At 63.7% G+C, this 12491-nt stretch carries 11 protein-coding genes; 7 read left to right on the forward strand and 4 right to left on the reverse strand.

All coding sequences use genetic code 11. The features are described from left to right. Positions 1 to 77 precede the first annotated feature (77 nt). A complete protein-coding gene (locus EN993_RS21785; protein WP_127264793.1) occupies positions 78 to 1127 on the forward strand; it encodes an RluA family pseudouridine synthase in 1050 nt (349 codons plus the stop codon). Positions 1128 to 1317: 190 nt separating this feature from the next. Next, positions 1318 to 2229, forward strand: a complete 912-nt coding sequence (rpoH, locus tag EN993_RS21790; protein ID WP_013529255.1) for an RNA polymerase sigma factor RpoH — start codon at positions 1318 to 1320, stop codon at positions 2227 to 2229. Between the two features lie 139 nt (positions 2230 to 2368). Here the strand turns inward: rpoH and EN993_RS21795 are convergent, their stop codons facing one another. The 4 genes from EN993_RS21795 to EN993_RS21810 all read right to left on the reverse strand — a co-directional run bounded on the left by EN993_RS21795 (position 2369) and on the right by EN993_RS21810 (position 4928). After that, the gene (locus EN993_RS21795; RefSeq protein ID WP_109665055.1) at positions 2369 to 3241 is read right to left on the reverse strand and encodes an MBL fold metallo-hydrolase; all 873 of its coding nucleotides are present in this window, start codon (positions 3239 to 3241) and stop codon (positions 2369 to 2371) included. 150 nt (positions 3242 to 3391) lie between these two features. Continuing rightward, on the reverse strand, positions 3392 to 4051 hold the full coding sequence (locus EN993_RS21800) for a peroxiredoxin (protein ID WP_109665052.1): 660 nt from the start codon (positions 4049 to 4051) through the stop codon (positions 3392 to 3394). 218 nt (positions 4052 to 4269) lie between these two features. After that, positions 4270 to 4635: a cell division protein ZapA gene (locus EN993_RS21805; protein ID WP_109665049.1), complete on the reverse strand. Its 366-nt coding sequence runs from the start codon at positions 4633 to 4635 to the stop codon at positions 4270 to 4272. 20 nt (positions 4636 to 4655) lie between these two features. Continuing rightward, complete coding sequence (locus tag EN993_RS21810; protein ID WP_013529251.1) at positions 4656 to 4928, reverse strand: DUF4164 domain-containing protein; 273 nt, start codon at positions 4926 to 4928, stop codon at positions 4656 to 4658. Between the two features lie 261 nt (positions 4929 to 5189). Here EN993_RS21810 and tkt point away from each other — a divergent pair, with 261 nt between their 5' ends. From tkt to EN993_RS21835, 5 genes are all read left to right on the forward strand, one after another. Then, entirely contained in the window at positions 5190 to 7181 is a 1992-nt protein-coding gene (tkt, locus tag EN993_RS21815; protein WP_109665046.1) for a transketolase, read from the forward strand. Between the two features lie 158 nt (positions 7182 to 7339). Further along, the gene (gap, locus tag EN993_RS21820) at positions 7340 to 8350 is read left to right on the forward strand and encodes a type I glyceraldehyde-3-phosphate dehydrogenase (protein ID WP_109665044.1); all 1011 of its coding nucleotides are present in this window, start codon (positions 7340 to 7342) and stop codon (positions 8348 to 8350) included. 218 nt (positions 8351 to 8568) lie between these two features. Then, positions 8569 to 10458 (forward strand): potassium/proton antiporter, encoded by a 1890-nt coding sequence (locus tag EN993_RS21825; RefSeq protein ID WP_127264794.1) that lies wholly within the window; start codon positions 8569 to 8571, stop codon positions 10456 to 10458. A 146-nt stretch (positions 10459 to 10604) separates the two neighbouring features. Next, positions 10605 to 11801 (forward strand): phosphoglycerate kinase, encoded by a 1197-nt coding sequence (locus EN993_RS21830; RefSeq protein WP_127264795.1) that lies wholly within the window; start codon positions 10605 to 10607, stop codon positions 11799 to 11801. A gap of 133 nt (positions 11802 to 11934) precedes the next feature. Further along, the coding region (locus tag EN993_RS21835) for a class I fructose-bisphosphate aldolase (protein WP_127264796.1) at positions 11935 to 12491 on the forward strand (557 nt) is incomplete at its 3' end.

Raw genomic sequence — 12491 nt, forward strand, 5'->3', positions numbered from 1 at the left:
CTCGGGGTCGAGCGGCTTTTCTTCGTTTTCGTCGGCGTCAGGGCGGGCCATGGCAAATAATCCGGAACGGTTTTTCAATGAGCGCTCATAGCGAAGAGGCCCCTGAATTGATAGAGCACCAGTTCATGGAACCCACCGTGCTGGTGGCGGGCGCGGATGCGGCCGGCCTGCGCCTCGACCAGTGGCTGGCGGTGAGCCTCGGCCCGGATATGTCGCGCAGCCGCGTGCAGATGCTGATCAGGCAGGGCGCGGTCTCGGTCAACGGCAAACCGGTCGACGAGACCAAACGCAGGATGACGCCAGGCGAAAGCGTCTCGGTCGCCATGCCGGAGCCGGAGCCGGCAGAGCCGCAAGGCGAGAACATCGCGCTCGATGTGCTCTATGAGGATGACGAGCTGATCGTCATCAACAAGCCGGCGGGGCTTGTCGTGCACCCCGGCGCCGGCAACTGGACCGGCACGCTGGTCAACGCGCTGATCCATCATTGCGGCGACAGTCTTTCCGGCATCGGCGGCGTGCGCCGGCCGGGCATCGTCCACCGCCTCGACAAGGAGACCAGCGGCGTCATGGTAGTCGCCAAGACCGACCGCGCCCACAAGTCGCTGTCCGAAGCCTTCGCCGATCACGGCCTAACCGGCGACTTGGAGCGCGCCTATCTGGCGCTGGTCTGGGGTATACCGCAGAGGCCGACCGGAAGGGTCGACGCGGCGCTCGGCCGCGCCGCCGACCGCGTGCGCCGTGCCGTGGTGCCCGAAGGACGCGACGACGCCCGCCATGCGGTCACCCATTTCGCCGTGCAGGAGCGCTTCGGCGAGAACCAACAGGAGTTCGCCACGGCCAGCCTGGTCGAATGCCGGCTGGAGACCGGCCGCACCCACCAGATCCGTGTCCACATGGCGCATATCGGCCATCCGGTGATCGGCGACCCCGACTATGGCCAGGCCTTTCGCACCAAGGCCAACCGGCTGCCCGAACCGCTGAAAAGTCAGGTCAAGGCATTTCCCCGGCAGGCTTTGCATGCCTGGCTCCTTGCATTTCGCCACCCGGCTACCCATTTAACGATGAGGTTCGAAGCGCCTATACCGGGGGACATGGAGGAACTCGTAGGCGGTTTCCGCAAGCTCTGAACCTGCCACAGAAAAACCTGAGCGGCATTGTTCACTTCAGCGTGACACACTGTTTCGTGTTGAACAAATGCCTGTCTTTTCTGGTTTTGTTCCTGTATAAGATCCGATGTCGCGGGCGAGCCTTTTGGTGCTCGCGTCACATGCCCGCCGCGTTTCGGGGGCATCACTCCAATAGAGAGGGGGCGCTATCATGGCCCAGTCATTACCCAGTATCGTTTCCGGCGAAGGCGGCCTTAGCCGCTACCTGGAAGAAATCCGTCGCTTTCCCATGCTGCAGCCGCAGGAAGAGTACATGCTCGCCAAGCGTTACGCCGAGCATGAAGATACCTCCGCTGCGCACAAGCTCGTCACCAGCCACCTCAGGCTCGTCGCCAAGATCGCCATGGGCTATCGCGGCTACGGCCTGCCGATCGGCGAAGTGATCTCTGAAGGCAATGTCGGCCTGATGCAGGCCGTCAAGAAATTCGAACCCGAGCGCGGCTTCCGCCTCGCGACCTACGCCATGTGGTGGATCAAGGCCTCGATCCAGGAGTACATCCTGCGCTCGTGGAGCCTGGTCAAGATGGGCACGACCGCCAACCAGAAGCGCCTGTTCTTCAACCTGCGCAAAGTGAAGGGCAAGATCCAGGCACTGGATGACGGCGACTTGAAGCCCGACCAGATCGCCGAGATCGCCACCAGGCTGAACGTTTCCGAAGCCGAAGTGGTGTCGATGAACCGCCGCCTGTCCGGCGACGCCTCGCTCAACGCCCCCATCCGGGCGAGCGAAGGCGAATCCGGCGAATGGCAGGACTGGCTGGTCGACGACCACGAAAGCCAGGAAGAGATGCTGATCGAACAGGACGAGCTGGAAAACCGGCGCGGCATGCTGTCGGGCGCTCTTGCCGTGCTCAACGAGCGCGAGCGGCGCATCTTCGAGGCCCGTCGCCTCGCCGAGGAGCCGCTGACGCTGGAAGAGCTGTCGTCCGAGTTCGACATCAGCCGCGAGCGCGTGCGCCAGATCGAGGTGCGCGCCTTCGAGAAGGTGCAGGACGCGGTCAAGGCCGCAGCCAAGCGCCAGACCCAGGCGCTGCGCACCATCGAGGCCCAGCCCGCGGCGTAAAGCCGGCATCGGCAATGAACATCAAGGCGGCGTCAGGAAACTGGCGCCGCCTTTTTCTTTGGAGGTTCTGCCTTCGCGATTGGCGCTTCCCGGGGCGAAGAACCCAAGTTCTGAAAGGCGCCGGGGCCGCCAAAGCCCCTCAAAGCCCATCCAGCGGAAACTTCAGGTACCGCCGGCCATTCGCCTCGGGTTCCGGCAGCCTCCCGCCATTCATGTTGACCTGCAGTGCATGCAGGATCAGCCGCGGCATCGGCAGCGTCCGGTCGCGTGCCTCGCGAAGGGCGACGAACTCGGCCTCGCTGCGGGCGGCGACGAGATGGGTGTTGGACGCCTTCTGTGTGGCGACCGTGCTTTCCCACAAGGGCTCGCGGCCGCCCGCTTGATAGTCATGGCCGACAAAGACGCGTGTCTCGTCCGGCAACGCCAGAATGTCCTGGATCGAGCGCCAGAGCCGCGCGGCACTGCCGCCGGGAAAGTCAGTCCGCGCCGTGCCGCTGTCGGGCATGAACAGCGTATCGTGGACGAAGGCAGCATCGCCGATCACATAGGTGATCGAGGCCAGCGTGTGCCCGGGTGAGAACAGCACTTTGACTGGAAGCGTGCCGACCTGGAAGGTTTCGCCCTCTCCAAACAGCCTGTCCCACTGCGAACCGTCGGCGGGAAAATCCGGCCAATTGTAGATTGCCTTCCACAGTTTCTGGACGTCGACGACCCTGTCGCCGATCGCTGTCGGCGCTCCGGTCTTCTCACTCAGGTAATGCGCCGCCGAGAAATGATCGGCGTGCGGATGGGTGTCGAGGATCCACTCCAGCTCCAGCCCGTTTTCCCGGATGAAGTCGAGCAGGGCGTCGGCATTCTTCGTTGCCGTGGCGCCGGATTTCTCGTCGAAATCGAGGATCGGATCGATGATGGCGCAACGTTTCGTCGCCTGGTCGGCGACGACGTACTGAATGGCCCCGGTCGGCTTGTCATAGAAGCCGCTGACCTGCGGTCTGGCCAAAGCTACGTCCAATTTTGGCTTCCCCACCACCTTTAGCCGGCAGGAATGATTTTCTCTGACGACATCCGAGAGGAGTATGGTTGTCCTCTCGGATGCCTCAGTCAAGCATCATTTCGCTCGCGGCGACGGGAAAGCCAAAAACCGTTCCAAAGCGCCCGGGGGTCAGGCGGAGGGCTGCTTGGTCTTCCTGAGATACGGCAGGATGGTCTCGTAGGCGCCGAAGCGCTTGATCGCATCCTCGTTGGAGACGGCGGCGGTGATGATGACGTCCTCGCCTTGCTTCCAGTTTGCCGGCGTCGCCACCTGATGCTTGGCGGTGAGCTGCATGGAATCGACCGCCCGCAGGATCTCGTCGAAGTTGCGGCCCGTGGTCATCGGGTAGGTCAGCACCAGTTTGATCTTCTTGTCCGGTCCGATGACGTAGACGGAGCGCACCGTGGCGTTGTCGGCGGGTGTGCGGCCCTCCGACGTCTCGCCGGCACCGCCTGGCAGCATGTCGTAGAGCTTGGCGACCTTGAGGTCCTTGTCGCCGATCAGCGGGTAGTTCATCGTGTGGCCGGTCGCCGTCTTGATGTCGGCCTGCCACTTGTCATGGCTCGCGACCGGATCGACGGAAATACCGATGATCTTGACGTTGCGCTTCTTGAACTCGCCTTCCAGCCCGGCCATCGTGCCAAGCTCGGTCGTGCAGACCGGCGTGAAATTCTTCGGATGGCTGAACAGGATCGCCCAGCCGTCGCCGATCCATTCATGGAATTTGATCGTCCCTTGCGTGGTCTCGGCGCTGAAGTCCGGCGCAATGTCGTTGATACGAAGGCTCATGGCACATCTCCCCTGCAACAAATTCTGTCAGGAGCGAGGGGCGGCAAACCATGCCGCCATCACGACGTCCACGCTCCGGCATCGCCGCATCTTAGCGCAAAAATCGTGACCGCGAGATAATTTGAAACTCTTGTCGGCGGCGGAGCGAGCATTTTTATGCTGCCGTCGAGCCAAAAGCGCAGGAAAGACTTTTGGCTGGGCGGAGAGACCGCGCCGCCTCAGGTCTTGTTGACCGCCAGCGTCACGGTCAGGTCTTCCATGCGCTGTGCCAGCGCGCCAAGCGCGTTGGTCAGCACGCTGTCGTTCTTGTCGGCCTTGGTCAGCGCATCGTCGCGCGTCTTGCGCAAGGTCAGCACTTCGCTTTCCATGCCCTTGACGCGTTTCTGCAGCTCCGAAAGCTCGTCCATCACCATGATGCCGGCCATCACGGTCAGCCGCTGGTCCCCGATCTCGCCAAAGGAGTCCTTCAGATGCGAGACATAGCGGTCGAAACGTTCGGCAAGGTCGATCAGATGGTCTTCCTGACCTTCGTCGCAGGCCATCCGATACTGTTTGCCGTCGATGGAAACCGTGACTTGAGCCATGAGCCTACCTGTCCAGCCCCCTACCTGTCCAACACAGCGCGGATGGTTTCCATGGCGGTCACCAGCCGTCGCGACACTTCCTTGTTGGCGTCTTCCAGCCGTTCGGCGCGCGCTTCGGAATTGTCGAGTTCCTGCGCCAGCCGGGAGCGATCGGCATTCATCCGCTGCACTTCAGCCTCGGCTTCCGAGTAATCGCGTTCATGCTCGAGCTTGGCCGCGACGGCGTTTTCCAGCCCCTCGATGGCCTTGCCCAGCCTGGCGATGACTTCCTTGAGTGTGGCTTCCCCGGTCATGGCTTCGTCCTGTGCCCTGCCCATCACCGAATCGTTCGCGTTCAGAATGCGTTATCCGGGAAACATTAGGCACCGGGTGAAGGCAACGTCAACAAAGCTCTCGCGACTGTCCCCTGCTAACGCTAATGTAGACCCGCCGCCGGCATCACAAGACCGGCAAATGTGCGCCCGATTTGTTGACTAAAAGCCCGCGCCTGCTATGTGTCGCGCACCCTTTTCAGGGCTCTCCCAAGCCCCCAAACCCCCACTTCTGGAGGAACCATGACGTCGCGTGAACAACATGACCGGATGGCCAATGCGATCCGCTTTCTCTCCATGGATGCCGTCGAGAAGGCAAATTCCGGCCATCCCGGCCTGCCCATGGGCTGCGCCGACATCGCCACGGTGCTGTTCACGCGCTTCCTGAAATATGATCCCAAGACCCCGCACTGGGCCGATCGCGACCGCTTCATCCTGTCGGCCGGCCATGGTTCGATGCTGCTCTATTCGCTGCTGCATCTGACCGGTTACGAAGATATGACCATCGACCAGATCAAGCATTTCCGGCAGCTGGGCTCGAAGACCGCCGGCCATCCCGAATACGGCCATGCAACGGGCATCGAGACGACGACCGGCCCGCTCGGCCAGGGTCTGGCCAATTCGGTCGGCTTCGCGCTCGGCGAGCGCATCATGAACGCCGCCTTCGGCAATGACCTCGTCGACCACTACACCTATGTGCTGGCCGGCGACGGCTGCCTGATGGAAGGTGTGTCCCAGGAAGCCATCGCGCTTGCCGGCCACCTCAAGCTCAACAAGCTGATCGTCTTCTGGGACAACAACAACATTTCGATCGATGGTCCGGTTTCGCTGTCCGACAACACCGATCAGGTCGCCCGCTTCCAGGCTTCCGGCTGGAATGCCAGCCACATCGACGGCACCGATCCGGAAGCGATCGCCTATGCCATCGAAGCCGCCCGCCACTCCGACAAGCCGACGATGATCGCCTGCAAGACGACCATCGGCTTCGGCGCGCCGACCAAGGCCGGCACCAACAAGGCGCACGGTTCGCCGCTCGGCGCCGACGAGATCGCCGGCGCACGCAAGTTCTTCAACTGGGATTCGCCGCCCTTCGAGATTCCGGCCGACATCCTCGACGCCTGGCGCACTGCCGGCAAGGCCGGCGTTAAGGCACGTACCGACTGGGAAGGCCGTCTGGCCAAGGTCGACGCCAAACTGAAGGCCGAGTTCGAGCGCCGCCTCGCTGGCAAGCTGCCGTCCAATTTCGACGCTGTTATCGCCGACTATAAGAAGAAGCTGTCGACCGACAAGCCGAAGGTCGCCACCCGCAAGTCTTCCGAGATGGCGCTGGAGGTCATCAACGGCGCCGTGCCCGAGACCATCGGCGGTTCCGCCGACCTGACCGGCTCCAACAACACCAAGACCAGCCAGACCAAGAACATCACGCCGGACGATTATGGCCAGCGTTATGTCCACTACGGCATCCGCGAGCACGGCATGGCCGCCGCGATCAACGGCCTGACGCTGCATGGCGGCCTCATCGCCTATGGCGGCACCTTTATGTGCTTCTCCGACTATGCGCGTCCGTCGATGCGGCTGGCCTCGCTGATGGGCATCCGCTCGATCTTCGTCATGACCCATGATTCCATCGGTCTGGGCGAAGACGGCCCGACCCACCAGCCGGTCGAGCATCTGGCCGCATTGCGCGCCATCCCCAACCACAATGTCTTCCGTCCGGCCGATGCGGTGGAAACCGCCGAATGCTGGCAGATCGCTCTCGAGTCGGAAAGGACGCCGTCGACCCTGGCGCTGACCCGTCAGAACCTGCCGACGGTACGCACCGAATTCTCCGCGAAGAACCTGAGCAGCCAGGGCGCCTACGAACTGGCCGCGGCCAGCGGCGAGGCGGCGGTGACCATCTTCGCCACCGGCTCAGAGATCGAGATCGCGCTCGGCGCCCGTGACCTCCTCGAAAAGCACGGCCACCCGACCCGCGTCGTCTCGGTGCCTTGCTTCGAGCTGTTCGACCAGCAGAGCGCCGACTACCGCAAGAAGACGATCGGCAACGCACCGATCAGGATGGCGATCGAAGCCGGCATTCGCCAGGGCTGGGACCATCTGATCGGCAGCGACGGCATCTTCATCGGCATGACCGGTTTCGGCGCCTCGGGCACCATCGAACAGCTCTATCCGCATTTCGGCATCACCGCCGAGGCGGCGGCCAAGGCGGCGGAAGCACGCTTGCACGCCAAGTAAGATTCTGGCCAGCCCGGCGAAAACACGAAAAGCGGTTTCGCCGGGCTGGCCCAACCTAATCGATTTAAATCCACGTCGCTGCGGCTGGATTCTTTCCGCTTCCGCCGCTATGAAACTGCGGACCCATCGTCTGCCCTACAGCTCCCAGGGAGAGAATAATGACCGTCAGAGTTGCCATCAACGGATTCGGCCGCATCGGCCGCAACATCCTGCGCGCCATCCATGAATCCGGCCGCAAGGACATCGACGTCGTCGCCGTCAACGACCTCGGCCCGGTCGAGACCAACGCGCACCTCTTGCGCTATGACAGCGTGCACGGCCGCTTCCCGCATGAAGTCTCGGTATCCGGCGACCAGATCACCGTCGGCAAGGAGACGTTCAAGGTCACCGCGATCAAGGATCCGACCCAGCTGCCGTGGAAGGAACTCGGCATCGACATCGCGCTCGAATGCACCGGCATCTTCACCGCCCGTGACAAGGCCGCCGCGCATCTGACCGCCGGCGCCAAGCGCGTCGTCGTTTCGGCCCCGGCCGAGGGCGCCGACCTCACCGTCGTCTACGGCATCAACCACGACCAACTGACCAAGGACCACATCGTCATCTCGAATGCGTCGTGCACCACCAACTGCCTGGCGCCGCTGGCAGCAGTGCTGCACGAAACGGTCGGCATCGAAAAGGGCATGATGACGACGATCCATTCCTACACCGGCGACCAGCCGACGCTGGACACCATGCACAAGGATCTCTACCGCGCCCGCGCCGCGGCCCTGTCGCAGATCCCGACCTCGACCGGTGCCGCCAAGGCGATCGGCCTGGTGTTGCCCGACCTCAAGGGCAAGCTCGACGGCATTTCGATCCGCGTGCCGACCCCGAACGTCTCGGTCGTCGACTTCAAGTTCATCGCCAAGCGCGCGACGACCGTGCAGGAGATCAACGACGCCGTGATCGCCGCCTCCAACGGCAAGCTCAAGGGCATCCTCGGCGTCACCCATCACCCGAACGTCTCGATCGATTTCAACCACGATCCGCGTTCTTCGATCATGGCGCTCGACCAGACCAAGGTGATGGACGGCAACTTCGTTTCGGTGCTGTCCTGGTACGACAATGAATGGGGTTTCTCCAACCGCATGGGCGATACCGCGGTCGCCTTCGGCAAGACCATCGCCTGATCGCAAAGCTCTCTTTTCGAAACCTGGAACGCCCGGCTTTGTCCGGGCGTTTTTCATGCGGGCGGCTGGCGCCTTGCCGATTTGTGTCCTGAGCGCCAAAACATCCGAAAATCAGCGGCATAGGTCAAAAAGCCTCCCTGCCGCCTTGCACTGGTCACGTCTTCGCCCCACTCTCTCGTAAAGCAGGAGACAGACGAATTTGAGGGGCTGATTTCAGGATGGAGCATGCGATCTATCTCGTTACGCTGGTCGGCACAGCGCTTGTCGTCGCCGCCGCGTTTTCGAGCCTGATCGCCTTCCGCTTCGGCGCCCCTCTTCTGCTCCTGTTTCTCTGCATTGGCCTGGCCAGCGGCACCGACGGTCTCGGCATCCAGTTCGACAACGCCCGCATCGCCTATTTTGCCGGCTCATTGGCGCTGGCCGTCATCCTGTTCGATTCCGGTTTCGGCACGCCGCTCAACGCCTTGCGGCAGGCGGCGGGACCGGCTCTGTCGCTGGCGACATTTGGCGTGCTTTTGACCACCGGCCTGTTTGGCGCCGCCGCCCACTATCTGCTCGACCTTACCTGGCTGGAATCCTTCCTTCTCGGTGCTGCCGTCGCCTCCACCGATGCAGCGGCCGTGTTCTTCCTGCTGCGCGCCGGCGAGATCAACCTTCGCGAGCGCGTGCGCTCGACGCTTGAGGTGGAATCCGGCACCAACGACCCGATCGCCATCTTCCTGACCATCACGCTGGTCGAGATCATCGCCGCCCACGCCAACCCAGAGACCAATGTCCTGGTCACCAGCCTGTTCCTCGGCTTCCTCCTCAACATGGGTCTCGGCGCCGTCGTCGGCGTGCTTGGCGGCCTCGCCATCGTGCGCCTCGTCGACCGGCTCAACCTCGACCACGGCCTACTGCCGATCTTCGTGCTGACCTTGTCGCTGATGGTCTTTGCCGCCGCCGGCGCCATTGGCGGCTCGGGCTTCCTGGCGGTCTATATCGCCGGCCTCATCGCCGGCAATTCCGACATCCGCGCCGTCACCATCCTCAAGCGTTTCCAGGACGGCATGTCGTGGCTGGCGCAGATCATCATGTTCCTCATCCTCGGCCTGTTCGCGACGCCGTCGCAGTTTCCGGCGATCATGGTGCCGGCGGTAGCGCTCGGCCTGTTCCTGATGTTCATCGCCCGCCCGATCGCGGTCTGGCTCTGCCTGATCCCGTTCCGTCTGCCGCGCCCCGAAGTCGCCTTTGTCTCCTGGGTCGGCCTGCGCGGCGCGGTGTCGATCCTGCTCGCCATCACCCCGCTGCTCGGCGGGCTGGAAAACGGCCGCGTCATCTTCAACACCGCCTTCATCATCGTTCTGGTGTCGCTGGTCATCCAGGGCTGGACGGTCGGGCCGCTGGCGCGCCGCCTCGGTCTCATCGTGCCGGCGCGGCTCGGCCCGCTGGACAAGGTCGAGCTGGAATTGCCGGGCTCGGCCCATCACGAGCTTCTCGCCTATCGTGTGGCACACGGCAGCCCGGTGGCGCGCGGCGAACGCATCCCGCGCTGGGCACGGCCCTCGCTGGTGCTGCGCGACGGCCGCTCGATGCGCTTCCAGGACATGGGACGGCTCGCCGCCGGCGACCAGGTCTACATCTTCGTGCCGGACCGCTATCCGCGCCTGCTCGACAAGCTTTTCGCCAGCCGCGCCGTGGTCGACCCCGAGGACGCCGATTTCTTCGGTGCTTTCGCTGTCGACCCCGCGCGCTCCGCCGCCGAACTGGAAGCGGCCTATACGCCAGGCCTGACCGAAGCGGAGCAAAAGCTCACCGTCGGCGCGCTGGTCACCGCGCGGCTCGGCGGTCATGCCGAATATGCCGACCGCGTGCTGCTCGGCCCGATCGAGCTGATCGTTCGTGACGTCGACGACAAGGGCAAGATCACAGGCCTCGGCCTTTCCTTCGAGCCGACCGCGCCGGTGGCGCGGGTGCCGGTTTTCCTCAGCGCCGGCGAGATCGGCGACCGTGTCTCCGCCTTCATCCGCAACTGGCGCAAGCCCACCGAGACGCAGATGGCGGAGGCGCGGGCAGACGAGAAACCAGCCTCTGAGCCGACAGCGGAGAAGGTAACGACCGAGAGCTGACAACTTCGATTGTGGGTGCTGCCCTTCATCCGCCCGCCGGCACAGAATCGTACCGCTTTCAAAATTTCGGTTCGAACCCAGCCTAAGCCTTGCATCATCGTTGGCGCGGGGTATGGTCCCCCGGTTTTTCGCGAAAAGGAACCCGCATGGCCGCCTTCAAGACCCTCGACGATATCGGCAACATCAGCGGCAAGCGCGTGCTGGTACGCGTCGACCTCAACGTGCCCGTCTCTGACGGCAAGGTCACCGACGCCACCCGCATCGAACGCATCGCGCCGACCATCGCCGAACTGTCGGCCAAGGGCGCCAAGGTCATCCTGCTTGCCCATTTCGGACGGCCCAAGGACGGTCCCTCGCCAGAATTCTCGCTGGAGCCGATCGCCAGGGCGGCGGCAGATGTGCTCGGCCGCCCCGTCGGCTTCGCCAGCGACTGCGTCGGCGACGTAGCGGGAAGCGCCATCGCCGCCATGAACAAAGGCGACGTGCTGCTGCTCGAAAACACCCGCTTCTACAAGGCCGAGGAGAAGAACGATCCGGCCTTCACCGAAAGGCTCGCCGCCAATGGCGATATCTTCGTCAACGACGCCTTCTCGGCGGCGCACCGCGCCCATTCCTCGACCGAGGGGCTGGCGCATCTGTTGCCGGCCTTTGCCGGCCGCACCATGCAGGCCGAACTCGAAGCGCTGGAGAAAGGTCTGGGAAAACCGGTCCGTCCGGTCGTCGCCATTGTCGGCGGCGCCAAGGTCTCGACCAAGATCGACCTGCTGATGAACCTGGTAAAGAAGGTCGACGCACTCGTCATCGGCGGCGGCATGGCCAACACCTTCCTCGCCGCGCGCGGCACCGATGTCGGCAAATCGCTGTGCGAGCATGATCTCGCCTCGACCGCCAAGCAGATCATGATCGAGGCGGCAGAGGCCGGCTGCGCCATCATCCTGCCGGTCGACGGCGTCGTCGCCAGGGAGTTCAAGGCGGGCGCGGCCTGCGAGACCGTCGCCATCTCCGACGTGCCGGCAGACGGCATGATCCTCGACGTCGGCGCCAAAACCGTGACGACCATCGGCGAATGGATCGACCGCGCCGCGACACTGGTCTGGAACGGTCCGCTCGGCGCCTTCGAGATCGCGCCCTTCGACCATGCGACGGTGGCGGCGGCCAAGCACGCGGCGGCGCGCACCAAGGCCGGCAAGCTGATCTCGGTCGCCGGCGGCGGCGATACGGTGGCGGCGCTCAACCATGCCGGCGTCGCCGACGACTTCACCTATGTCTCGACCGCAGGCGGCGCTTTCCTGGAATGGATGGAGGGCAAGCCGCTGCCAGGCGTCGATGTGCTGAAGCGCTGAGGCTCTGACGATCAACACTCGGAGAGCGAACAAGGGCGCCAGCAGCTTTCAATCGATTCGCGCTTTCCGATGCCATTCCTTTGGCGGTAGACTTCCGTTAAGCGCGGAACGAACCCCTTCAGGAGAAGCAACAATGAGCGAACGTCTCGAAGACATTGCCGCCGCGATCGTCGCCGATGGCAAGGGCCTGCTAGCCGCCGACGAAAGTTCCGGCACCATCAAGAAGCGCTTCGACGTCATTGGCGTTGAATCGACCGCCGACAGCCGACGCGACTACCGCGAGATGATGTTCCGCGCCAGGGAGGCGATGACCCGCTACATTTCCGGCGTCATCCTCTATGACGAGACGATCCACCAGAAGGCCGCCGACGGCACGCCGCTGGTCGACATCATCAAGGCGGCCGGCGCCATCCCCGGCATCAAGGTCGATGCCGGCGCCAAGCCGCTGGCCGGCTTTCCCGGCGACACCATCACCGAGGGCCTCGATGGCCTGCGCGAGCGCCTTGCCGACTACTACAAGCTCGGCGCCCGCTTCGCCAAATGGCGCGCGGTGATCGACATCGACCAGGCCAAGGGCGTGCCCTCGGCCAACTCGATCAACTCGAACGCCCATGCGCTCGCCCGCTATGCAGCCCTTTGCCAGGAGGCCGGCATCGTGCCAATCGTCGAGCCGGAAGTGCTGATGGACGG

The sequence above is a fragment of the Mesorhizobium sp. M7D.F.Ca.US.004.01.2.1 genome (assembly GCF_003997785.1).
In the GTDB taxonomy this organism is placed as follows: Bacteria; Pseudomonadota; Alphaproteobacteria; order Rhizobiales; family Rhizobiaceae; genus Mesorhizobium; species Mesorhizobium loti.